Consider the following 22,159-nt stretch of genomic DNA (forward strand, 5'->3'; position numbering starts at 1 on the left):
CCGCGGGAAGCTTGCGCGCGATGACCGACCGGATGAAGGCCCGTGTCACCTGAGGCATCCTGCGTGCGAACAGCCACAGCACTCGCTGCATAGCGATGTTCTTGCCGCGCGCGAGAGCATGGCCGACGCGATCGCCGAACACGCGCCGCAGCCGCAGCGCGGCGGCATCCTCCGACGGGAGCGGCAGCACATAGCTCGGCGTGCGCTGCAGCATCGTCACCCGCGCTCCTTGATCGGCCAGCGCCGGCACCAGGGTGACGGCGGTCGCGCCGCTGCCGATGATCACGACCTTGCGCCCGTCGAGATCCAGAGCGGTCGGCCAGTCCTGCGGGTGCACGACCGCGCCGGCGAAGTCCTCCAAGCCCGGCAGCTCGGGAGTGTAGCCACCGTCGTACCGGTAGTAGCCTGCGGCCGAGAACAGCCAGCGCGCCGTGCGCGTCAGGCGCTCGCCGGTGTCGGTGCGCTCGATCTCGACAGTCCACCGAGCGAGCCGGCTCGACCAGTCCGCCGACAGCACCCGGTGGTGCAGGCGCACGTGCCGGTCGTTGCCGGAATCGGCCAGCGTCGCTCGCAGATAGTCCAGGATGCTGGCGCCGTCCGCGATCGACTTCTTCGAGCGCCAGGGGCGGAACCGGAACCCGAAGGTATAGAGGTCGGAGTCCGACCGGATGCCGGGGTACCGGAACAGATCCCACGTGCCGCCGGTCGCGCCGCGCGCCTCGAGCAGCTCGAACGTGACGGACGGCGCGCGCGTCTGCAGCTCGTGGGCCAGTCCGATTCCGGACAGTCCGGCCCCCACGATCAGCACGTCGACATCGACCACGTTGCTCTTTCCTGTTGAGTCCATCTTGTGCCGCGGAGGCCCAGAAGTCTCGCGAGGGTTTGCGTCGCCGCGGATCGGCTTCGATGACGGGTGCCGCCCGGCGTCCGAGCAGAGCAGGATGAAGGGCACCTCCCGCTCGTCGAGCGCCGGCAGCCCGCCCACGCAAGGAGCTTGCTATGCACCTCAGGGACGACATCACGATCGGCCGGGCGGAGCGTGCGCTCGCGGAGCGCATCGTGCCGGCGGTGCACGGCCCTGCCGTCGCGCTGCGCGTGTCGTGGCATGAGCTGCCGGGCGAGCCGGTCGCTCCGGCCGTGGCCATCGCTGCCGATCACAGCCCGTTCGAGACCGGTGCCGAGTGGGGTCGTGCGTGGGGTACGACGTGGTTCCGGTTCGAGGGGCGCGTACCGCCCGAGTGGGCTGAACGGCCCGTGGAGGCCCTCATCGACCTCGGCTTCACTGCCGCCCTGCCCGGATTCCAGTGCGAGGGGCTCGCGTACACCGCCGACGGCCGCGCGATCAAGTCGCTCAACCCGCGCAACCAGTGGGTCCGCGTCTCCGATCTCGCCGACGAGGACGGTGGCGTCGAGTTCTTCGTCGAGGCGGCATCCAATCCCGTCCTGCTTCAGGATCTGCGCTTCGAGAAGACGTTCCAGGGCGACATCCGTACCGCGTCGGATCGGGATCTCTACCGGCTTCGCCGCGCAGATCTCGCCGTCTTCAATCAGGACGTGTTCGACCTCGCGATGGACCTCGACGTGCTCCTCGGGCTGCAGCGCGAGCTGCCCGAGGGGCCGAGGCGCGCGCGCATCCTGCAGGCGCTCGACGACGCGATCGATGCGGTGGACCTGCAGGATGTCGCCGGCACCGCGGCGGCCGCTCGCGGGCCACTGCGCGCGGTCCTCGCCGCGCCTGCCGAGCACTCGGCGCACCGCATCTCGGCGATCGGCCACGCCCACATCGACTCGGCCTGGCTGTGGCCGATCCGCGAGACCGTCCGCAAGGTGGCGCGAACGGTCGCTTCGATGCTCGATCTCCTCGACCAGGGCGACGACTTCGTCTACGGGATGTCGAGCGCGCAGCAGTACGCGTGGATCCGGGATTCGCACCCCGACCTATGGCAGCGGCTGAAGGGGGCCGTCGCATCGGGCCGGTTCGTGCCGCTGGGCGGCATGTGGGTCGAGAGCGACACGGTGATGCCGTCGGGAGAGTCGCTGGTGCGGCAATTCCTCTACGGGCAGCGGTTCTTCGAGGACGAGTTCGGGCTGCGCGCCGAGGGCGTCTGGCTGCCTGACACGTTCGGCTACTCGCCCGCCCTGCCCCAGCTGATCCGGCGAGCCGGCTTCGAATGGTTCTTCACGCAGAAGCTGTCGTGGAATCAGACCAACCTGTTCCCGCACCACACGTTCGTGTGGCACGGGATCGACGGGAGCGGCATCCTGACGCATTTTCCGCCGATGGACACGTATGCGGCCGAGCTCACCGCGGAGGAGCTCGCCCGCGCATCGCGCACATTCCGCGAGAACAGGGTGGTGGCGGGGTCGATCGCGCCGACCGGATTCGGCGACGGGGGAGGGGGCGCCACTCGCGAGATGCTCGCCCGGGCAGCGCGGACGGCGGATCTCGAGGGCAGTCCGCGCGTCGCGTGGGAGCGCCCGGACGACTACTTCGCTGCGCTCGCCGGCATCCACGATCGCCTGCCGACCTGGGACGGCGAGCTGTACCTCGAACTCCACCGCGGCACGCTGACGTCGCAGCACGCGATGAAGCAGGGCAACCGGCGTGTCGAGCAGCTGCTCGTCGAAGCCGAGCTGTGGAGCGCCACTTCGACCGTTCGGCTGGGCACGCCGTACCCGTATGACGAGATCGACGCGCTGTGGCAGACAGTGCTGCTGCACCAGTTCCACGACATCCTGCCGGGCACCTCGATCGCGTGGGTGCATCGCGAGGCCCGCGAGACCTACGGTCGGCTCGAACGGGAGGCTCGCGTGCTGATCGAGCGGGCGCAGGGCGATCTGGCGGGAGCCGGCGATGCCGAGTTGACGTTCAACGGGTCGGCGTTCGACGTGCAGGGGGTGGCTTCGGGCGGAGCCGCGCTACTCGAGGCTGCGGGCGTCGGCACGGTCGAGATCCGCGAGACCGGTCGCGGATGGATCCTCCGCAACGACCTCGTCGAGGTCGAGGTGACCGCCGACGGACTCATTCCGTCCGCCGTCGACCTCGCGACCGGGCGAGAGGCGATCTTCCCCGGCCGCGCCGCCAACGTCCTGCACATCCACCAGGACTTCCCGAATCAGTGGGATGCCTGGGACGTCGACCCGTTCTATCGCAACACCCGTCGCGACGTGACGGACGCGACCAGCAGCTCGGTCACCGCCCGAGGCGAGCGCGGCGAGATCACCGTCGAGCGTGCGATCTCGGAGACGTCGTCGGTTGTGCAGCACCTCAGCCTGGCGTGGGGGACTCGCGAGCTCGTGATCGAGCAGAGCACCGAGTGGCACGAGACCGAGAAGGTGCTGAAGCTGTCGTTCCCGCTGAACGTTCGTGCCGAGCACACGTCCGCCGAGACGCAGTTCGGCTACGTCACGCGCCCCACGCACGCCAACACGAGCTGGGATGACGCCCGCTTCGAGACCTCGATGCACCGATTCGTCCACGTCGCCGAGGGCGAATTCGGGGTCGCGGTGACCAACGACTCGTCCTACGGGTTCGATGCGCTGCGCATCCGCAGCGAGAACAATTGGGGGATCGATCTTCGACCGTCGCTGCTGCGCGCACCGCAGTATCCCGACCCCGAGACCGATCAGGGCACGCACTCCCACCGGTTCGGACTCGTGATCGGAGTCGGCCTGGATGAGGCGACGCGGTACGGAGCTCGCGCGAATGCGCAGGGGGGCTCGGTTCGGGGAGCCGCCGCTTCGGTGGATCCGCTGGTGGTGGTCGCCGGCTCGGGGATCGCGGTGTCGAGCGTCAAGCTCGCGGCCGACCGGTCAGGCGACCTGATCATCCGCGCCCACGAATACCTCGGATGCCGCACCACCGGCGAGCTGCGCATCTCAGAGCCGGTCGCGTCGATACAGGAGGTGTCGCTGCTCGAGGACGCGCTCGAGGAGCCGGTTGTGTGGGACGGCTCTCTGGCGTTCGACCTCGGAGCGTTCGGGGTGCGAACGTGGCGGGTGATCCTCGATCGGCCTGGCCGCGAGTAGAGACGGTTCCGCGTACGCTCAGCGCATGGCTGTTCCCGAGGGGCGCGCGCGCTTCTACATCATCAGAACCGAACGGCAGTCGTGGCTTCTCCTGGTTGTCGGAATCGTGCTCGCAGCCGCGTCTCTTCTGCTTTACGTCACGGTCGATCCCGGTGTCGGGCAGCTGATCATGACGATCCTGCTTGCGGCCGTCGCCGTCTACTCCGCCGTATGCGTGATGTGGCACCGACGCCACCCAACGGATCAGCGCTGACGCGCACGTCTCATGCGCCGATCGGCCTATCGGTCGGATGCGTAACGGGCGACGATGGTCCGAGCGGCCTCATCGACGGTGTGCAGCGTCTCCGCAGCCGTGAGCGACCAGTCGCCGTGCACGAGGCGGGGCCAGAACACGACCGTGGCGATCATGCCGAGGAACTGCGCGGCCGCGACGTCCAGGTCGTCCACGGTCGCGATTCCTTGGGTGTTCGCCGTCTGGAGGTACCGCCTGAGTGCCCTGAGAACGGGCAGAGTGCCGAAGTCGAAGGTGCGCTCGCGCAACTCTGGAAATCTCGCGGACTCGGCGATCACGGCCCGAATCAGGTCTGCGATCCGGGGCCGCGACAACAGCTCGGCATACGCTGCTCCAAGGCTCATCAGGCCGGCGTGGAAGTCTCCGGGGGGCGGTTCCAGCGGCTCCGAGTCCGAGGTGTCGCCCGCAGCGAGCACCGTTGCCTCGAAGAGCTCTGCCTTCGTGGGGAACTGTTTGAACAGCGTCGCCTTCGAAACGCCGGCGCGGTCCGCGACTCGGGCCAACGAAGTCCGGTCGTACCCGAGTTCGAGGAACAGATCCGTCGCCGCTTCGAGGATCGCCGACCGATTCGTGGCAGCGATGTGGCGATGGTAGGCAGAGAGCTCGCGGGGCATGTCACCAGTATGACGCAATGGTGAGTCGCTTGACTCACCACACGCCTTGTCGGTAGCCTGGCGGAGAGACGAGTCGACTGACTCACCTCTAAGAATCGGAGCATGGCATGCCGAGGAGGAACAATGTCGAAGGTGGTCATCCACGCAACGGTCAGCGTGGACGGATTCATGGCTGATACCGACGGGCGCGTCGACTGGATGGACGGATTCCCGGTGGCTCCTGAGGACGAAGATCTCGTCGGGAGGGTCGTGCACGACCTCGGCGCAGTCGTCGGAGGAGCCAACAGGGCGCAGACGATAGAGGACGGGGAGGTCCCCTACGGGGGCACGCTCGGGGTGCCGGTGTACCTGATGACCCATACTGCGCACGAGCCGATCGAGAAAGACGGCGTCACGTATACGTTCGTCGTCGACGACATCGGGCAGGCCGTTGAGTCCGCCAAGAGAGCGGCCGGAGACAAATGGGTGAGTCTGCTCGGAGGCACCATCTCCAGACAGTGCCTCGAGCTCGGACTGGTGGATGAGATCCAGTTGCACGTCGTGCCGATCATCCTCGGAGAGGGCATCTCCCTTTTCACCGGGCTCCAAGAGCGAATCCGGCTGGAACGGCTCGATACGGTGGCTTTCGCCGGCGAGGCCCATCTCCGATACCGCGTCATCGGCCAGACGAGGGGTCACGCGGACCCGAGCTGACTTGAAGGCGCCGAAAGGCGTCATTCGGGAGAGGGTTCGCCCTCGTCATCTGGGAACCAGATGCGACGCGAGCAAGGTCCGCATGTTCAACCGGTCGCACCTCTCACCCGAGCTCGAGACTCGTTATCCCGAACAGTCCGCTCCGGTCGATCTCAGGCGCCTTTCCGATGTACATGCGCGCGGTCTCGAACGACGGCGTCCACCCGGCAGCCTCCGCCCAGGCAAGGGCGGGCTGGTTGACCCCAGGGACGTCGACGGCGATCGTTGCGGCAGCTCGTTCGCGCGCGAGGGAGCTGACGAGAGCGATCGCGATCGAGCCGTCGGCGGCGAACAACGGGCCGACCCGTGAGGCCGCGTGCGCGTCGCGCAGCACCGCGAATCCGACGATGTCGCCATTGCGGACGGCGACACTCGCGCTGCGGGCGGCCAGGCTGATCCACGCAGCGAGGAACGCATCGCGCGGCGCGCCGAAGAACCGGCGGTCGTAGTCTGCCAGCTGATCGAAGGGGATGTCGCGCGCATCGACGATCCGTACCCCCGGGGGTGCCTCGACATCGGGTGCAGCCCCTTCGAAGCGCACGTTCGTCCACGCCAGGTGAAAGCCCGATCGGCGGTAGTTGTCCTGCTGGGCGACCACGCCGTCGAGTGCGACCGTTCGCCCCGACAGCCGCGCCATGCCCGCCTGCCAGGTCCGGTATCCGAGTCCCCGGCCGCGTGCGTCGGGCCGTGCAATGTACATCCCGAGGAATCCGAAAGCTTTGCCGTACTGAACGACCGAGATGCTGGTGACCGGCTCCCCGTTCATGCGTCCGATGAGAAAGCCGCGCGGATCTGCCACGACGAAGGCCTGGGCGTCAGTGAGTCCGGGGTTCCAGTTCTCGGCGGCCGCCCACTTCGCCATGAGCATCACCTCCGCAGCGCTCGCCGTGCCGATCTCGAATGCCATGGCCAGACGCTACCGGCCCCGAGGTCAGCGATGCGAGAGCCGTCGAGCCGCCGCAGCCGGTGGGTCAGTGATTGCACTCGACGGGCTCAGGGATTCGATGCGTCGACGGTGAGGTCATCGCCCGAACCTTCCTCGACTGCCTCGCCGTGCATCAGGATGTCATCACCCGAGCCGCCCCACAGGGCGTCCGTTCCGTCGCCGCCATCGAGGGAATCATCGCCCGCGCCCCCGACGAGTCGATCGGCCCCGTCCTCGCCGTAGACGGCGTCGTCACCCGAGCCGCCCGTCAACTCGTCGTCTCCGCCGCCGCCGCAGAGCACGTCGGAGCCCGAACCGCCGTCCAGCTGATCATTCCCCGCGGTGCCGACGATCACCTGACTCCCGGAGCCGCCCCGGTTCGGAGCGAAGACCAACTCGTGCTGCCCGAATGCGCCGCTTCCCGTGCCTGCTTCGGCGATCGCCTGGTCGCAGACGCTGCCGCCGGACGCTGGTGTGACGGTGAGGACCGCCTTCAACGGCATCGACATGACTTCAGTCCTCGCCATGTAGGTCCCCGGCGTTGTCGGAGCGCTCATTCGACCCGTGTAGACGTTGATCGTGCAGAAGCCGGTAGTGGCACCATCGAACTCGGGTCCGTCGATCGTGAAGCCGATCGTGGCGCCGTCTCGGCAATTCGTGGCTACCCTCAGCGTGACGGTGGCTCCCGGAGCGACTTGCGACGGGACGACTTGCCGGACTGGCGGTTGATCCTGGGGCGCCGCCGCCGCGTAGTCTCCGGCGAACACAGCCGCCCCGACAAGCGCCCACACGATCACTGTTCTCACGAGTCCCCCCGCCGATCGTTTGCTTGCCCACGGTAACAGCGGAGATCGTGCGGTGAAAGCGTGCGGCCGCCCGGGGGCGCGTCGGTGGGTCAGCCACGCCGATCAGTCAGCACCGCATGCGCCGCGCGTTCGCCCGACACCAGCGCCCCTTGGATCGACGCGGTGTCGCGATGGTCGCCAGCGACATAGAGACCGTCGCCGACGCGCGGGGGACTGGTGGTACGCAGCGGTGCCGGCTGGACTGGCAGCGCCTCGGCGATGTCGTCGCGGCGCAGCAGCTCCCATCCCGCGCAGTCGGCGTCCCAGATCTCGGCGAGGGTGCGGCGTACCTCGTCCTCGCGCGGCGGGTCACCGGCATCCGCTCGACCGGGCTTCGGCAGCAAGCATGTCGCCGCCACAAGATGACGGCCCCGAGGCGCATACGACGGAGCACCGTTCGAGATCACAACAGTGTTGATCACCGGTCCGCGACGCCGTCCGTCGACGGCGAGGAGAGCGGATGGCGTGGGTGCGACGTCGGAGGCGAACCACCACGTCTGCAGGCCGTTCGTTGCCGGCGCGGGGATCTCGAGCAGGTCGCTGACGGCGCCGGGCCCGACTGCGACGATCACCGATCGAGCGCGGAGTGTGTTCGCTCCCTCGACGTCGACCTCGACGCCGGTCGAGCCGGAACGAAGTCTGCGGACCGGAGCCTCGAGGCGGATGTCGGCACCCGCGACGGCGGCGACGCGTGCCAGCTGCGCAGGCAGGGCTCCGATCCCGTTTGCCGGAAGGCCCGGCGAGCCGAGGGCGAACATCCGCATGAGGAGTCGCGTGAATGCGTCCGACGAGGTGCCGTCGTCTTCGCCAAGAACGCCGGCGAGAAAGGGCTCGAGAACCTGAGTGCGAAGTGGGCCGCGCAGACCGATGCGCTCCCATTCCGCACGCAAAGTTCGATCCTTGCCGGTGATCACCGAGCGAGGACGCAGCAGCGCTGGGGCCAGCCACCGCACGAGCGCAGCAAGGTCCTTCGGTGACACCAATCCGCTGTGCAGCGTGGCGGGAATGCCGGTGGGATGCCTCATCGGATGGGTGAGCTCTACGGAGTCGCTTTCCCTTCTGACACGGACGCCGACCGGAAAGCGCTGCAACCGCAGGTCCGTCACATCCACCCAGCGTTTCACCGCCGGATAAGCGGGGTTGAGGATCTGAAATCCCCGATCCAAGAGGAAGCCGTCGACCGAGTCGGTACGCTGGCGTCCGCCGACGACGTCTTCGGACTCAAGTACGACGACGTCACGACCTGCCTGGGCCAGGCGGGCAGCGCCTCGCAGGCCTGCGAGGCCCGCGCCGATGACGATCGTGTCATGCGTGTCCACGCTCTCACGATAAGCGTCGTGCGCGGAGGCGGGTCCGTGCCCTCGCGCACACTTGCGGCTCGCTCAGCAGGCGGCCACCACGTCACGACCGATGCCCCCGGGGGTGAATCCGTTGCGCGGACTCAAGGGCCAACCCGCTCCACGCAGCCACTCTGAGTACGATCCGGTGAAACGCGCTGCGCCAATTCAGGGAGGATCCCGATGAGACCACTTCGGTACTCGATCAACGTCACGCTCGACGGCTGCTGCCACCACGAGGCGGGGCTCCCTCCGGACGAGGAGTCGATGCGTTACTGGACCGCTGAGATGCAACGAGCTGATGCCCTGCTGTTCGGCCGTGTGACGTACGTGATGATGGAGTCCGCGTGGCGGCAGCCGGCCACGGGCACGTGGCCCGACTGGATGGATGAGTGGGAGATCCCATTCGCCGAGACCATCGACCAGGCGAAGAAGTACGTCGTATCGAACACCTTGAGCGGCGTCGATTGGAATGCCGAGCTGGTGCGAGGCGATGTGGGGGAAGCGGTTCGAAAGCTCAAGCAGGAACCAGGCCAAGGCCTCTGGGTCGGCGGCGTGACGCTCCCACTGGAGTTGGCGGATTTGGGTCTGATCGACGAGTACGAGTTCGTCGTGCAGCCAGTCCTCGCCGGGCATGGGCCGACGTTGCTCGCCGGTCTGCGCGAACGCATCCAGCTCGAGCTCGTGGATCGCCGCGAGTTCCGCTCGGGCGCGGTCGCCATGCGGTACCGGCCCACGCGAGGATCGTCTTAGCCGCGATCGAACGCGCCACTCGCGTCTGCAAGCCCATCCTGCGCGGGTGCCGGCGAATGCGATGCCGTCACTTGGCGCCGACGTTCAGCTCAACTGCTTCCGCCACGAGGGCCCTGACCGCCGCTTCGTCCACGTGGCTTCGATCGGAGTAGTCGATCGCGCGGACGACCTTGCTGTCCAGCCGGCTGTTGAAACGATCGTTGCTCTCCATTCGGGCGCCCTTGGCGAAGGTCAGCCTCACTGCGCTCTTGAGCACATCGACGAAGCAGACGTCGCCATCGTGCGTCCAGAACGGAACTCCCTCCGGCTTGGAGGGCTTCTTGTACTTGACCACCTCGACGGTCGCCGGGTCGGCCGCTCTGATGGCGGCTCGAAGCGTGATCAGTACGTCCCGCTTCCAACCACTCTGCTGCGCGATGATCTCGTCGATCTGCTCGGAATCGGACTTGTCGGTCATGCGCGAATACTCGCGAAAAGTCTCGACGAAATCAACGACAGATCTGGTGCGTAGTGATCGTCGGGTTCTTCGGAGAGGGATCCATTCCGGGCGGTTCGCGGAGTACGCTCGCGACCATGGTCGAGGAAGATCCTGTCACGACGAACCCGGCTCACTACCGCACCATGTTCGAGAACGAGTTCGTGCGCGTCTTGGAGTACATCGACGATCCTGGTGACACGACGACGCCGCATGTCCATCCGAACAGCGTGATGGTGACACTCACCGACTTCCAGCGGCGTCTACGCACAGGTGCCGGTGAACGCGACGTGGACATCGCCGCCCACCAGGCGATGTGGGTACCGGCTCAGCGGCATGCCGGCGAGAACATCGGTCGGACCGCGACACACACGATCTTCGTCGAATTGAAAGGGGATGCCGCGGGCGTCGCCGATGGCCGCGACCTCGGACCGAGCACCTGACGCAGCCCACGCACTCGACTTCCCATTTCGACGGGTGTCGAACACGCTGAGGCATCCCCAGCCGGGCGATGTGGGCAATTCGGGTGGGGTCACACGTGCTGGTCGAGGAGGATGGCGTTGCCGTCCGGGTCCGTGACGATCAAGGAAGCCGGGCCGGTGCCCGACTCGTCGGCCTCCAGTGTGAGCGGAATCCCGGCCGCGCGCAGACGCCGCTGGATGTCACGCACGTCGACGAACTCGTCGAGCGCATGCGCGTCTGAGTCCCATCCCGGATTGAAGGTGAGCAGGTTGCCCTCGAACATCCCGTGAAACAGGCCGATCGTCGCCGAGCCGTTGCGCAGGATGACCATGTTCTCGGCCTCGGATCCGGGGAAGGGAGCGAACCCGAGTGCTTCGTAGAACCTGCGGGACGCCGCCGGATCTGCGACGGAGAGGCTGACCGAGAAGTTGCCGAGCGGGAGATCTGTGCTAGTCATATCGCGATGGTAGAAACAGCCGCCGCGCCGGACTTCTCGGATCTTGCGAGAGTCGACTACGTCGTACGCGTCAACGCCGTCGTGGATCATGTCCTCACGCATCTCGACTCGCGATTGCAGCTCGAGGACCTGGCGCGGGTCGCGCGATTCTCGCCGTTCCACTTCCATCGCATCTTCCGCTCGATCATGGGCGAGACGCTCGCCGACTTCGTCAAGCGAGCTCGGCTCGAACGCGCCGTCGTTCTTCTCTCGTCGCCGGAGCGGCTGAGCCTGACCACGATCGCGATGCGATGCGGCTTCGCATCCAGCTCCGCCTTCTCCACCGCCTTCTCCGCCCGGTACGGTGTGCCGCCGCGCCGGTTCGACCTCGCCGGGCACCGGGCCGAGCACCGTGCAGCCCTGACCGGCGGACGCATCGACCGACTCCCGACCGGCTCGAACCCCGACCGGTTCAGTGCCGCGCTGCGCGACATCCCGCAGCGTCGCATCGCCTACCTCCGAGCGCTCCGGCCGTACTCGACGGATGCCGTCACGACTCAGACCGAGCGGATGACCGAGTGGGCGCGAAATCACGGTGTCGTCGACGCAGAATGGCTCGGCATCCAGTGGGACGACCCGGAGGTCGTGGCTCTCGAGGACTGCCGGTACGACGTCGCGGTGGTCGTTCCCGCACGGCTTCGCATCGACGGCGGCGTGAGCGAAACGATCCTGCCGGAGATGCGGGTAGCGGAGGTCGCGATCCACGGCGACGTCGAGCTCGAGCTGCGCGCCATCGACTGGCTGTACCGCACCTGGCTGCCACGCAGCGGCTATCTGCCTGCGGAGCTCCCCGCGATGGAAGCGTGGAACGGCGCACCCAGCGCTGAGGCCGATGGCACCTACCGGCTCCGGGTCGTGCTGCCGTTACAGCTCGGAGGAGGCGCGTCGTGAGGTACCTGGTTGCCGTTGAGATGGCGACGACTGCGAGGATCCTCGTCAGGATTCCCTGCACAGTGCGGCCGCACGTCGTAACATCGGGGAATTCGTCCGCCACGGAGGAGGCCGTCAGTGACGCAACACACCCTCGAGCTGTCTGATGTCGACCTGGTCTACGACGTCCACGGGCCACTGCCGACTGCCGATGGCCGGCCGCCGCTCGTCATGATCGGCCAGCCGATGGACGCGAGCGGGTTCCAGGCTCAGGTGCAACTGTTCGAGGACCGCACGGTCGTGACTTACGACCCGCGCGGGCTGGGCAGGAGCAAGCGCAAGGACGGCGGGGTCACGAACGAGCCGGAGACCCAGGCCGAGGACATCCACGCGATCATCGAGGCGCTCGGCGCCGGCCCGGTGGAGATGCTCGCCAGCAGCGGCGGGGCGGTGACCGCGCTTGCGTTGGTCACGGCGTACCCGGACGACGTGTCGACCCTCGTCGCACACGAGCCGCCCATTGACTGTGTGTTGCCGGACGCGGAGGCCGTCCAGCGCGCCCGGGCGGCGTACACCCAGGTTTACGAAGACAAGGGCTGGGGCGCCGGAATGGCCGCGTTCATCGCGATGACCTCGTGGGAGGGCGAGGTCACGGATGAATACCTCGCCCAGCCGGCGCCGGACCCGGCCGCGTTCGGGATGCCCGGCGAGGACGACGGCAGGCGGGGTGACCCGCTGCTGTCTGACCGCTCCTGGGCGGTGACCCACTACCGCCCGGATCTGGAGGCACTGAAGGTTGCGCCGACCCGGATCGTGGTCGCCGTCGGGGAGGAGTCGGTGAAGGTCTACACCGGTCGGACCGCTATCGCATTGGCCGAACAGCTCGGCCAGCAGGCGACGATCTTCCCGAGCCACCACGGCGGCTTCATGGGTGGCGAGTTCGGCTACGCCGGCCAGCCCGAAGCGTTCGCCGCCAAACTCCGCGAAGTACTGAATCAGCCCTGACCACGCGCTGCCGGGGGGCACCTCGACGCTGAAGGTGGCAACGCAACGCCGGCCGATTCGGCATCGTGAGCACCCGGCTTCCTCAGTTCGAACCGCTGAGCGGCGCTTTCGCCGTTCGACGCTCAGCGCCGAGCGGCCCCGAGAATTCGATCTGCTGCGACTTGCGCGCCGGGTGGAGCTGAGCGCAGCCGTGCCGCCGTGCCCTGTGCGCGCGCCCGAACCGCGGGGTTCTGCAGCAGCGCCGAGATCTCGTCCCGGATCGTCGTGGGATCGCTGCGGGCCGAGATCCGCCGCCCCAGACCGGAGCTTTCCACCACGTCTCCGATGAGCCCCTGGTCGGCTGTGGGATTGAGTGGCATGACGAGCAGCGGAATCCCGTAAGAGAGGGCTTTCATCGTCGTGGAGTGTCCGCCGTGGCCGATCATGAGCGCGGCTCCGGGCAGCACCTCGCTGTGCGGCACGTAGCCGTGGATCTGCACATTCGGCGCCGCTGGCGGTGGGTGCCCGAGGTCGAACCCGCCGGTGGTCACGATCCCCTCGACGGGAAGATCTCGTAGCGCTTCGATGGCGTTGCGGTAGGCGCGGCGCATGCCCGGTAGGGAAGTGGTCGAGAACGAGACGACCACGCGTGGCGCGTTCGTGGTAGAACCGCGCGCAGTTTCGGGGCCGCTGACCTCCGTCGTCCCTGTCCATACGTAGTCGGCGAGCTCGGGGTTCTGCCTCGCCGGGTCCAGTACAGGATCGGTGAGCAGCAGTCGAAGCGTCGCGGCATCCCATAGGCGGCGGGGAGAGAATCCGAGCGCGCCGACCATCGCCGCGATCGGACCCCGCAGAAACGTGCGACGCCAGTATTCGCCGAAGGTGTGCAGGAGCACCACGACGGGCAGCCCGCTGCGGTTCGCACCTTTGATCAGCGCGAGCGCCATGCAGTCGACCACGACGACATCAGGTCGGCGATCCCGGATGAGCATCTCGGCCTCCGTGGCGAGACGACGGCTGAGGAAGATCCGCATGAGCGTCGGACCGAGTGGCTGAGGGGCGCCCGTCTCGTCTCGGTGTTGACCCCACGAGGCATCGACCTCCGTCGCGGTGCCGGCAACGTCGATCGTGTCCTCACCCGACGTCGCAGCTGGACCTGTGCCGACAAGGATCCCGGCGACATCCACGTGTACGCCGCGACGGCAGAGTTCGAGGGCGACCGCCATCGTCGGGGGCACGTTTCCTCCCAAGTTCGCACTCAGGAACAACACCCTCATGCGAGGACTGTAGCGAGCGCGAGCTCTCCGGCGCCACGACACACAGTGAGCCGCACCGGCGAGCCCGAGAGGCCGCCGACCGATCGGGCCGGCGCACCCGCATCGAGTCTGCCTGCGGGCGGTACCTGGTCGGTTAGCATTTCGGCATGACGAAGCCAGCTCCGATCGAGGACGTTTCGATCGGCGGCGAGACCATCCGGCTCGGCCAGTTGCTGAAGTTCGCGGGACTCCTCGACTCCGGTGGAAGCGTGAAAGAGGCGATCGTCGACGGCGCTGTTACCGTGAACGGCGAGGTCGATCGCCGCCGCGGACGGCAGCTGCAGCTCGGCGACCTCGTCGGCTTCGAGGGGCACCAGGTCCGCGTGTGCCCGTGAAAGCTTTGTTGCGGGCATAACAGCAAACGATCGATCGAGTGGATTCCGCAGGTGTACAGGAAGCGGGTTTCACTCTTGGACGGTATCGGCGCCGTCCCCACACGATCGACGTCGAGGATGGCTCCGGCGACGAGCGCAGGCTGCTGAGAGTGGACGTTGTGCCCTGGGGGGTGTCGGTCAGCTGGAGGGTGCGGGTCCGGGATGCCGTGCCGAGCGGCATCCCGGACCGGTGCCGGCACGGGCGGAGTCGCGGACAGAGCCGCGGCCGTGCCGAATCGAAGGGGCGAGGCGCTGTGCCGACCGCGCGGATTTCACGCGGCGAGTGTGGGCCGCTCCTGATGTCCGGTCGGCAGCACCGCCGGTGCGCGAGTGAGGAGCAGAAGGACAATGCCCGCGGTAACGGCCGCGGTACCGAGCGCGATCGCGACCAGCGGGGTAATGACCGGCGTGAAGCCGAGTCCGAGGATGGGAACGATCGCGCCGAAGCTGAGCAGGACGCTGCCAAGGACGGCGCCCGCGCGCGCCGCTGGGCCGACCGCACTGCGCCGGGCGACCTCGATCATGGCGCCGACGGCCACGGCCAGCCCGGCGATCATCAGCGGAGGGGCCCAATATGCCATGAGCAGGGGAAGGGCCCCCGCGCTGATGAGCGCGCCTGATGCACGAGGTGCCTTGACCCGGCAGGCGATACCGGCAAGGAGGATCGCGAGGCATGCGAAGCACAGTGCCGCCGATGCCGGTAATGGTCCGTAGTCGCCGTAAAGGTTGTCGAGCCCGAAACCGAGGTAAAGAGCGGCGAGTACAGCGGCGCCGGCGACCCACCACCAGCGTGCAGGAGAGTCTTCGCGAGAGTTCATGGCGGATGCCTTTCCATCGGCCCGCTGACCCCGCATCGCCAGGCGTTGTGTTCGTACCCAGAGCAGGTCGTCGGGCACTCCACCGACGACCCGTAGCGCGATGGCCCCGGCGACGAAGGATGACCGCCCGCCGTTCTCTCGCGCGTCGGAGCGCTGCTCCCAGAGATCGGACTCGATCTCAGCACGTCGACGCTCGGCCGCCTCCGTGCTCACGAGTCCGGAGTACCAATCCACCCAGCGCAGCGCGACGGCCGCCGCGACCGCGGCGGCTCGGCCTTCTCGGACTGTGCGGTCGGAGACCGTGCGGGGGTTCACGACGCCTCCCACGCGGCGCGCCCGATCGGTGCCCCTGTTGTCGCCTCAGCCCTGTGGGACGCGAGCGCGAGCTGACCTGCTCCCGTCACGGTGTACAGGCGTCGCCGCGGGCGGCCCGCCTTCTCTGCGGCGGCCGCATCCTCCCACTCGCTCACGAGCAGCCCGGCCTTCTCCAGCCTGCCGAGTGCCTTGTAGAGGGTGCCGTGCGCCGTCAGGGTCGATCTGTTTCCCGCGAGGACTTTCGCAATCGCGAAGCCATGGAAGCCCTTGTCGCCGGCGCGTCCAAGGCGCAGTGCGGTATCGAGGATGTCTGTTTCGAGGGGGAGCAGCTGACCCGCGCGGCGTCGCATACTCGAAGTATGGGCAGATATCTTCCTATTGTCAATGGGAAGATATCCGGTGTAGTCGCGAAGCGCGTTGGCGGTTCGTTTTCCTGCGGCGCGGCCGCGGAGTATCGCGTCAGACGCGCTCCGGGCTCGGGACCCGCGATAATCGACCCATGTCTTCCTCCGTCGAACGCCGTTCCAATCCGACTGCCTGGGCCGCGTTCTGGGTCGCACTGGCCGGCCTCGTGCTCATGCCCATCCCGCTGTTCATCGGCTTGATCCTCGGCGGCGGCCTCTCCATCGTGGCTGCAGTCCTCGTCGTGATCGCGCTCCTGAAGGGGCTCGCCCGCAGCGGCAAGGGCATCGCGCCCGTTGTGTTCGCTGCGATCTTCATCGCGCTCACCTGGGGTGGCATCTCGGTCGGCGGCGGCACTCTCTGGTAGGTCTGCCGATTCGCGCTGCGAGACCACTGCCGGCGCCGAGGCAGCGACCGGCATAGCTCGCGGGCGAGGCCATGTTGGTTCCGCGTGCGACGAACTTCTGCCTCACCCACGTAGAATCCGCTAGCCTGCGCGGATGACGAGGGTGTTGATCGTCGGCGGCGGGCCGGCCGGCATGGCGAGCGCGATCGCCTTGGCGCAAGCCGGAGTGCAGAGCGAGATCGTGGAGTCTTCGCACGACTGGCGGCCCGGAGGTATCGGCATCGCGTTGCAGAGCGCGCCGCTGCGAGCTACGAAGCAGTTGGGCATCTTCGACGACCTGCTGAGGGTGGGTCGGCCCCACCGTGTGATCGACATGTGCGGCGCGGACGGCAGGCGGTTCGTCGAACTGCCTCAGGTGAACGTCAATGACGCCGACGACCCGCCGTTCCTCGGCATGGCCCGCGAGTCGCTGCACGAGGTGATGGCGGCGGCGGTTGCCCGCGCCGGGGTTGCCGTGCACCTCGGCGTGACCGTCGCCGACGTCTCGGCAGCGGACGACGACGTCACCGTGATGATGACGGATGGACGCACGGAGCGCTTCGACTACGTCGTGGCCGCAGACGGTGCGAATTCCAAGATGCGGTCCCGGATGCTGCGCGATGCCCCCGAACTGAGCTTCTCCGGTCAGGTCATTTGGCGAGCAGCAGCCTCCACCCCGACCGGGCTTGAACGGTACACGATGATGATCGGTGGACCGATCCGCCTGGGGCTCGTTCCTCTGCCCGACGGCCGGTTGTACTTGTGGATGCTCGACAGCACCATAGGGCCGGATCGGCCGCCGCGGGATCAGCTGCTGGAGCTGTTCCAGGAACGGATGAGCCGGTTCGGCGGGCACGCTCCTGCCGTCGCGCAGCAGCTGAACGACGCGTCACAGGTGGACTTCCGGGCTCTGAACTGGCTCATCGTCCCGCCGCCCTGGCACGCAGGCCGCGTGCTTCTCGTGGGAGACGCGGCTCATACCACCACCCCACATATCGCGTACGGCGCTGGTCTGGCGCTCGAAGACGCCGTGGTGCTGGGCGAACTCGCGGGCTCTGGTCTGCCCTTCGACGAACTCGCGACCGCACTCGCCGCGCGCCGATTCGCACGTGCGCGCCTCGTCGTGGAGACATCCCTGCAGCTTTCTCGCTGGGAGCAGGAACCTGGGCCGCCCAACCCCGCCGCGGGCCGGCTCATCGCAGAGACGATGGCCACCCTCGCCGCGCCGGTTTAGGGCCGGAGAAAGGTGCGCATCCTGTCTCATCGGCTGCTGATCGGCGTTGGCGAGTAGGGTCGCCGCTGTGACTGCTCTTCACTACCGTCAGCCGGAAGAATCCGACCATATTCGTGTCGTCGAAGCCATTCCCGTCTGGTGGGAGATGCCGCCGGAAGCGGCGCCGATCGGCTTGCTGCCGCGACTGTTCTTCCAGCATTTCGCCAACACGTCCGTCCTCGTGGAGGACGAAGGCGGACGGCTGGTTGCGTTCCTGATCGGATTCCGTTCAGCATCCCGGCCGGAGACCGCATACATCCACTTCGTCGGGGTGGCTCCCGAGCAGCAACGACAAGGACTTGCCCGAGACCTGTACGGGCGGTTCTTCGCGATGATGCGAGGACGAGGATGCACCAGGGTCGACGCCATAACCGGTCCGATCAACCGACGCTCGCAATCGTTCCACCGGGCGCTCGGGTTCGCCCAGGCCGGTGACACCGAAGTCGACGGCGTACTCGCATATCTCGACTACGACGGACCTGGCCAGCACCGAGTCACCTTCACCCGTGCGCTCTGAGAGGCCGCCTCCTCGCGATGTGCGCCGCCCATCAGCGTCCGGGCGATCGGTGAGGAAGTGTTCCAGCGAGTGGTGAATGGCGTGCTCGGTATGCCCTGGCGCACGCAGCCCCTGTGGGACCGGATTCCCCGACGGCGTGACTAGTCGAGGCTGATGTCGACGTAGAGCGCGGCGTGATCCGACCCGGCCTCGTGGTCGGCTTCAATGGTGTCGAAGTGGGGGAACAGATCGCCGTTGACGCCGCCCCACACGCCTTTGCGGAAGATACCCGCCCCCGTCGCGCGCGCGAAGAGGGTGGGGGAGAGGAGGAGGTAGTCGATCTTGCTGGATTTGGTGCCGTTGCCGAACGTGCCGGGCCGGTCCTCGTCGGGGTCGCCGTCGTCGAACGGTTGCACCGCCGCGATGTCGGTCAGGTCGGTGTCTGCCAGCAACGGTTGGAGGGCTTCGCTGTTGGGTGTGTCGTTGAGGTCACCCAGGACGGCGATATGGTCGATGCCGGCGGTGCGGAGAGTCGCGTAGATGTCGGCGACCTGCTTCGATTGCCGTTTCCGGCGGGCGATGCTCGCGGGGTTGTTGCCGCCGAACTTGCTCTTGAAGTGATTGACGAGCACGACGAGCTGCTGTCCGGACAGGGCGGATCCCGCGGGAAAAACGAACCAGTACTCGGGACAGTCACGGCTGAAGATCCGGTCACCGAATGAGCCGTCATCGATGTGGGACCGCATCATGCCGAGCGGGTAGGGCCCGGTCGAGAGAACGCCGACATCGATGCCGCGGGGATCGTTGCCGTCGATCACCATGACGTGCGGGTAGAGCGGTTCTCCGGCGACCGGGTCGAGAAGCAGGGAGTCGGTGAACCGGGCCAGGGTGAGGCGGTCCTCGGCTTCGACGATTCCGACGATGTCCGCCGCGACCTCGCGGATCACCCGGGCTGTGTTGCTGATCGCCTTCTCCTCGATGCGGTCCTTGATCAGGTCCACCCATCCGGTCCACGCGGCGCGTCCGCTCGCGACAACAGTCACCAGCGACCCATCCGGATCGTTCTGCGGGCGCCGCAGCAGCCGCCCCCGGATGCGCCGCAGGATCGCGAACGTCGATCTGCGCGTCACATCGCCGTCGTCGCGGAGGAGGTTGAGCTCTTTGAGCAGGACGAGCATCTCGGCTTTCACCGCCGGCGTGTACACCTCCAGCTCGAACAGCTCGTTTATCAGAGCGTGGGCGCGCAAAACCGCCGCCGCGACCGGCTCGGGTTGATTCATGGCACGCGGCCGGGAGAACAGATTCTCCACGTTGTACGTCGCGATCCGGATCGTCTGCTGCACCATCGCTGCCTCCTCGAGCCGTGTTCATGAACCAGTGTGACAACCGAGCGCACGCAAGGCGATGTCGAGGACGAATCCGATGTCTTGACGGAGTTCGAACGTGCTTCATGCGGCGGCGGTCACCGCTCGGCGTCGAGACTCTTCCGACTCTCTCGCCCGTTCGCCTTCTGGATCGCTTCCACGAGTTCATCCTTCGTCATCCTCGTGCGCCCACGCACGTCGAGACGCTTCGCGACATCGAGCAGATGCTTCTTCGTCGCGTTTGCGTTGACGCCGCCGGCCGTTTCACCGTCGCGGCTCACTGCTCCCTCGTCGGAAGGCCCTCGCTCCTCCTTCTCCTCCCAGTGGTCTCCGACCTTCTCGTACTGGTGCTTGAGCGCGGAGAACGCGGTCCGGTGGGCTCTCTCGCCCTCGCCGTAGGTCTCTACTGCGGAGTCGTGTGTCGCCGACCAGATGTCCTGCGCATGCTGCGGCGACCGCTTGATGGTCGCAGGAAGTTCTTCGCGGGCGGGCATGAGCGCTCCTTCCGATCGGCTCATCGACCCTGAGGCTACGCCCGTGACCGGTCGCGTGTCCGACGGAATTGCGGATTATCCCCCGCAGGACGGAAGCGTCCCCGAGCCTGACGCTCGTACGCTCTGACGTATGACCGATACCGCTTTCGAGCCTGGAGACGACGTCTTGACGCCTCACGCACGGGGCACAGTGATCGACGTCCGGGCCACTCCTTCCGGCAGGTGGGTCTTCGGCGTCGAGGACGTCGACGGCGTCGTGGGTTACTTCACCAGCAGGGCACTTCGGCCCGCCAAGAGTTAGCGTCGAACCCAGCCCAGGTGCGCCACACCGGGCCGGAGCATGAGCGAATCGAGGGGCTGCCGGGATGAGTGCCCAGATCTCCCGCATGGACGAGGGTCACCTGCGGCGATGCGTCGACCTCGCGACGCAGGCGCTCGAGAACGGCGACGATCCCTTCGGATCCGTCCTCGTGGACGCCGACGGAACAACGCTTGCTGAGGCGCTCAACCGCGAGCGAACCGATCACGATCCGACCGCGCATCCTGAATTGGCATTGGCGAAGTGGGCGATCGCGCACCTCACCCCGCAGCAGCGCGCATCATCGACGGTCTACACGTCGGGGGAGCACTGCCCGATGTGCGCGGCGGCCCACGGGTGGGCCGGCCTCGGCCGGGTCGTCGCTGCCGCGTCAGCCGAGCAGCTCGCGGGGTGGCGGGCGTCGTGGGGCTTGCCGCCCGGCCCGGTGAAGGCGCTGCCGCTCACGGATGTCGCGCCGGATGTCGTCGTGATCGCGCCGGTGGCGCCGTTCGACGCCCAGATGCGTGAGGTGCACCGGCGGGCGCTTGCGCGAGCGGGCGGATAAAGGAATCGCCCGCTCCTTCACCGCGGCGCGGCTGCGGCGAGCGCTGACGGGCTTCGTCACCGACGCCACGGAGCCCTTCCCTGCGAGCGCGTGCGCGAGCAATATGGGTTCATCGCATCGAGCAATGTGGGGTCACCATGAGCGTTTACCGAGTCATCGACGTCATCGGCACCAGTGCCTCATCGTGGGAGGAGGCGGCCCGCGAAGCCATCACCACTGCCGCGGGGTCGCTTCACGACCTGCGCGTTGCGGAGGTGACGAAGCAGGACGTCGTGGTCGGCGACGACGGGTCGCTGTTGTTCAGGGCCCGGCTCCAGCTCTCGTTCAAGTACGCGCCGGAGTAGGCCGATCCCCGGTCAAACCGGGACGCGCAACGGACAACTCTCGAGGGCGAGTGGGAACTGCCCTCGGACACGACCGGGCGATACCGGCGTGCCCGTTGCCGTGCGCGCCTGACAGCTGTGCTCGCACTGACGGTGAGGATTTGAACCTGTCCGGCCGCTGACTCGTTTGTACTGATAGATGGCCCCGCAGGGAGGGCCACCGATTCGGAATCGGGTGACTGAATGGCCGAAAACAACCGGCGCGTTCTGTGGGTTCTGCGCATCCTCAGCGCCGTCTTCCTTCTCGCCACCGGCGGGATACATCTGTACCTCGTCTTCAACGGCGTCGGCGGCATCCTGGGTGTGGCCTTCGTCCTCAACGCCGTCGCCGGCCTGGTGCTCGCGCTCGGAATGCTGTTCCTACAGGGCAGGTTGCTCAAACTGACGACCGTCCTGAGTCTGCTGTTCCTGATCGCAACCCTCGGTGCGCTGCTGTTGGCTCTCACGGTCGGTCTGTTCGGCATCAGTCAGACGTGGGACTTCATGCTCGTGCGCGAGACGGTGATCGTCGAATCGATCGGCATCGTGGTGCTGGCGACCACGACCGTCGTCGTGGTTCGTGTGCGGTCATCGCAGTTGATGCGTCGTTCGGACGGAACGGCAGTTCGCGGCACCGCCTGACCCGGGACGAAAAGTGCCTCGCGCCACCCACCGTCCAGTGCCGGCCCTCAGGACCGTGCGGAGAGTTCTCTGACGGACGGAGCTTCCGGCGCATCAGCCAGGAACCGCGCCGACAGCGCGTACCGCATCAGCACCACGTCACCGATCTGCCGGGTCTCGGCCAGGGTGGCGCGCCGTGACGCCGTCCACGGGAAGGCACCTGCCTCCACGAACCGCGGTGCCCGGGACTCGCCGACGAAGA

At 67.4% G+C, this 22,159-nt stretch carries 27 protein-coding genes and 1 pseudogene; 15 read left to right on the top strand and 13 right to left on the bottom strand.

Going from position 1 to position 22,159, the window contains the following annotated elements:
* Window positions 1-847: NAD(P)/FAD-dependent oxidoreductase (locus tag VFX99_RS02040; RefSeq protein WP_329664653.1), on the bottom strand; the 847-nt coding region annotated here is incomplete at its 3' end.
* A gap of 152 nt (window positions 848-999) precedes the next feature.
* Here VFX99_RS02040 and VFX99_RS02045 point away from each other — a divergent pair.
* A complete protein-coding gene (locus VFX99_RS02045) occupies window positions 1,000-4,029 on the top strand; it encodes an alpha-mannosidase (protein ID WP_329664654.1) in 3,030 nt (1,009 codons plus the stop codon).
* Between the two features lie 25 nt (window positions 4,030-4,054).
* Window positions 4,055-4,282, top strand: a complete 228-nt coding sequence (locus tag VFX99_RS02050) for a hypothetical protein (RefSeq protein WP_329664655.1) — start codon at window positions 4,055-4,057, stop codon at window positions 4,280-4,282.
* Between the two features lie 26 nt (window positions 4,283-4,308).
* Here VFX99_RS02050 and VFX99_RS02055 read toward each other — a convergent pair whose 3' ends face one another.
* Window positions 4,309-4,935, bottom strand: coding sequence for a TetR/AcrR family transcriptional regulator (locus VFX99_RS02055; RefSeq protein ID WP_329664656.1), 627 nt, complete (start codon window positions 4,933-4,935; stop codon window positions 4,309-4,311).
* Window positions 4,936-5,058: 123 nt separating this feature from the next.
* Here VFX99_RS02055 and VFX99_RS02060 point away from each other — a divergent pair, with 123 nt between their 5' ends.
* Window positions 5,059-5,628, top strand: a complete 570-nt coding sequence (locus tag VFX99_RS02060) for a dihydrofolate reductase family protein (RefSeq protein WP_329664657.1) — start codon at window positions 5,059-5,061, stop codon at window positions 5,626-5,628.
* Window positions 5,629-5,731: 103 nt separating this feature from the next.
* Here VFX99_RS02060 and VFX99_RS02065 read toward each other — a convergent pair whose 3' ends face one another.
* From VFX99_RS02065 to VFX99_RS02075, 3 genes are all read right to left on the bottom strand, one after another.
* On the bottom strand, window positions 5,732-6,574 hold the full coding sequence (locus VFX99_RS02065; RefSeq protein WP_329664658.1) for a GNAT family N-acetyltransferase: 843 nt from the start codon (window positions 6,572-6,574) through the stop codon (window positions 5,732-5,734).
* 86 nt (window positions 6,575-6,660) lie between these two features.
* On the bottom strand, window positions 6,661-7,149 hold the full coding sequence (locus VFX99_RS02070) for a calcium-binding protein (RefSeq protein ID WP_329664659.1): 489 nt from the start codon (window positions 7,147-7,149) through the stop codon (window positions 6,661-6,663).
* Window positions 7,150-7,487: 338 nt separating this feature from the next.
* On the bottom strand, window positions 7,488-8,756 hold the full coding sequence (locus tag VFX99_RS02075) for an NAD(P)/FAD-dependent oxidoreductase (RefSeq protein WP_329664660.1): 1,269 nt from the start codon (window positions 8,754-8,756) through the stop codon (window positions 7,488-7,490).
* Between the two features lie 201 nt (window positions 8,757-8,957).
* On the opposite strand from VFX99_RS02075, the gene VFX99_RS02080 reads away from it, so the two are divergent.
* On the top strand, window positions 8,958-9,527 hold the full coding sequence (locus tag VFX99_RS02080; protein WP_329664661.1) for a dihydrofolate reductase family protein: 570 nt from the start codon (window positions 8,958-8,960) through the stop codon (window positions 9,525-9,527).
* Window positions 9,528-9,594: 67 nt separating this feature from the next.
* On the opposite strand, the gene VFX99_RS02085 is transcribed toward VFX99_RS02080, so the two are convergent.
* Complete coding sequence (locus tag VFX99_RS02085) at window positions 9,595-9,984, bottom strand: DUF1801 domain-containing protein (RefSeq protein WP_329664662.1); 390 nt, start codon at window positions 9,982-9,984, stop codon at window positions 9,595-9,597.
* A gap of 116 nt (window positions 9,985-10,100) precedes the next feature.
* Between VFX99_RS02085 and VFX99_RS02090 the strand changes: the two genes are divergently transcribed.
* Window positions 10,101-10,445: a cytoplasmic protein gene (locus tag VFX99_RS02090; protein ID WP_329664663.1), complete on the top strand. Its 345-nt coding sequence runs from the start codon at window positions 10,101-10,103 to the stop codon at window positions 10,443-10,445.
* A gap of 89 nt (window positions 10,446-10,534) precedes the next feature.
* On the opposite strand, the gene VFX99_RS02095 is transcribed toward VFX99_RS02090, so the two are convergent.
* A complete protein-coding gene (locus tag VFX99_RS02095; protein WP_329664664.1) occupies window positions 10,535-10,921 on the bottom strand; it encodes a VOC family protein in 387 nt (128 codons plus the stop codon).
* A gap of 6 nt (window positions 10,922-10,927) precedes the next feature.
* On the opposite strand from VFX99_RS02095, the gene VFX99_RS02100 reads away from it, so the two are divergent.
* Window positions 10,928-11,851 carry an AraC family transcriptional regulator gene (locus VFX99_RS02100; RefSeq protein WP_329664665.1) on the top strand — a complete coding sequence of 308 codons (924 nt, stop codon included), beginning with the start codon at window positions 10,928-10,930 and terminating at the stop codon, window positions 11,849-11,851.
* A gap of 117 nt (window positions 11,852-11,968) precedes the next feature.
* The gene (locus tag VFX99_RS02105) at window positions 11,969-12,835 is read left to right on the top strand and encodes an alpha/beta hydrolase (RefSeq protein ID WP_329664666.1); all 867 of its coding nucleotides are present in this window, start codon (window positions 11,969-11,971) and stop codon (window positions 12,833-12,835) included.
* A gap of 122 nt (window positions 12,836-12,957) precedes the next feature.
* Here VFX99_RS02105 and VFX99_RS02110 read toward each other — a convergent pair whose 3' ends face one another.
* Window positions 12,958-14,091, bottom strand: coding sequence for a glycosyltransferase (locus tag VFX99_RS02110; RefSeq protein WP_329664667.1), 1,134 nt, complete (start codon window positions 14,089-14,091; stop codon window positions 12,958-12,960).
* 146 nt (window positions 14,092-14,237) lie between these two features.
* Between VFX99_RS02110 and VFX99_RS02115 the strand changes: the two genes are divergently transcribed.
* The gene (locus tag VFX99_RS02115; RefSeq protein WP_329664668.1) at window positions 14,238-14,465 is read left to right on the top strand and encodes an RNA-binding S4 domain-containing protein; all 228 of its coding nucleotides are present in this window, start codon (window positions 14,238-14,240) and stop codon (window positions 14,463-14,465) included.
* A gap of 311 nt (window positions 14,466-14,776) precedes the next feature.
* Here the strand turns inward: VFX99_RS02115 and VFX99_RS02120 are convergent, their stop codons facing one another.
* Both VFX99_RS02120 and VFX99_RS02125 read right to left on the bottom strand, forming a co-directional pair.
* Window positions 14,777-15,637: a hypothetical protein gene (locus tag VFX99_RS02120; RefSeq protein ID WP_329664669.1), complete on the bottom strand. Its 861-nt coding sequence runs from the start codon at window positions 15,635-15,637 to the stop codon at window positions 14,777-14,779.
* A complete protein-coding gene (locus tag VFX99_RS02125; protein ID WP_329664670.1) occupies window positions 15,634-15,987 on the bottom strand; it encodes a PadR family transcriptional regulator in 354 nt (117 codons plus the stop codon). The genes VFX99_RS02120 and VFX99_RS02125 overlap by 4 nt, the downstream gene beginning before the upstream one ends.
* A 149-nt stretch (window positions 15,988-16,136) precedes the next feature.
* Between VFX99_RS02125 and VFX99_RS02130 the strand changes: the two genes are divergently transcribed.
* The 3 genes from VFX99_RS02130 to VFX99_RS02140 all read left to right on the top strand — a co-directional run bounded on the left by VFX99_RS02130 (window position 16,137) and on the right by VFX99_RS02140 (window position 18,214).
* Window positions 16,137-16,406 carry a hypothetical protein gene (locus tag VFX99_RS02130; protein ID WP_329664671.1) on the top strand — a complete coding sequence of 90 codons (270 nt, stop codon included), beginning with the start codon at window positions 16,137-16,139 and terminating at the stop codon, window positions 16,404-16,406.
* 133 nt (window positions 16,407-16,539) lie between these two features.
* Window positions 16,540-17,658 carry an FAD-dependent monooxygenase gene (locus VFX99_RS02135; protein WP_329664672.1) on the top strand — a complete coding sequence of 373 codons (1,119 nt, stop codon included), beginning with the start codon at window positions 16,540-16,542 and terminating at the stop codon, window positions 17,656-17,658.
* Window positions 17,659-17,725: 67 nt separating this feature from the next.
* On the top strand, window positions 17,726-18,214 hold the full coding sequence (locus VFX99_RS02140; protein ID WP_329664673.1) for a GNAT family N-acetyltransferase: 489 nt from the start codon (window positions 17,726-17,728) through the stop codon (window positions 18,212-18,214).
* A 140-nt stretch (window positions 18,215-18,354) separates the two neighbouring features.
* Here the strand turns inward: VFX99_RS02140 and VFX99_RS02145 are convergent, their stop codons facing one another.
* Both VFX99_RS02145 and VFX99_RS02150 read right to left on the bottom strand, forming a co-directional pair.
* Window positions 18,355-19,539: an endonuclease/exonuclease/phosphatase family protein gene (locus VFX99_RS02145; protein ID WP_329664674.1), complete on the bottom strand. Its 1,185-nt coding sequence runs from the start codon at window positions 19,537-19,539 to the stop codon at window positions 18,355-18,357.
* 116 nt (window positions 19,540-19,655) lie between these two features.
* Complete coding sequence (locus VFX99_RS02150; protein ID WP_329664679.1) at window positions 19,656-20,051, bottom strand: ChaB family protein; 396 nt, start codon at window positions 20,049-20,051, stop codon at window positions 19,656-19,658.
* Window positions 20,052-20,181: 130 nt separating this feature from the next.
* Between VFX99_RS02150 and VFX99_RS02155 the strand changes: the two genes are divergently transcribed.
* The 4 genes from VFX99_RS02155 (at window position 20,182) to VFX99_RS02170 (ending at window position 21,918) form a co-directional block, all read left to right on the top strand.
* Window positions 20,182-20,352: a hypothetical protein gene (locus VFX99_RS02155; protein WP_329664675.1), complete on the top strand. Its 171-nt coding sequence runs from the start codon at window positions 20,182-20,184 to the stop codon at window positions 20,350-20,352.
* A 64-nt stretch (window positions 20,353-20,416) separates the two neighbouring features.
* Entirely contained in the window at window positions 20,417-20,914 is a 498-nt protein-coding gene (locus tag VFX99_RS02160; RefSeq protein ID WP_329664676.1) for a nucleoside deaminase, read from the top strand.
* Window positions 20,915-21,051: 137 nt separating this feature from the next.
* A complete protein-coding gene (locus tag VFX99_RS02165; protein ID WP_329664677.1) occupies window positions 21,052-21,258 on the top strand; it encodes a dodecin family protein in 207 nt (68 codons plus the stop codon).
* A gap of 222 nt (window positions 21,259-21,480) precedes the next feature.
* Window positions 21,481-21,918 (top strand): hypothetical protein, encoded by a 438-nt coding sequence (locus tag VFX99_RS02170; protein ID WP_329664678.1) that lies wholly within the window; start codon window positions 21,481-21,483, stop codon window positions 21,916-21,918.
* Between the two features lie 47 nt (window positions 21,919-21,965).
* Here the strand turns inward: VFX99_RS02170 and VFX99_RS02175 are convergent.
* Window positions 21,966-22,159: pseudogene (locus VFX99_RS02175) on the bottom strand (hypothetical protein); the annotation flags it as partial.

It is taken from the genome of Microbacterium sp., from assembly GCF_036277215.1.
GTDB lineage: Bacteria > Actinomycetota > Actinomycetes > Actinomycetales > Microbacteriaceae > Microbacterium.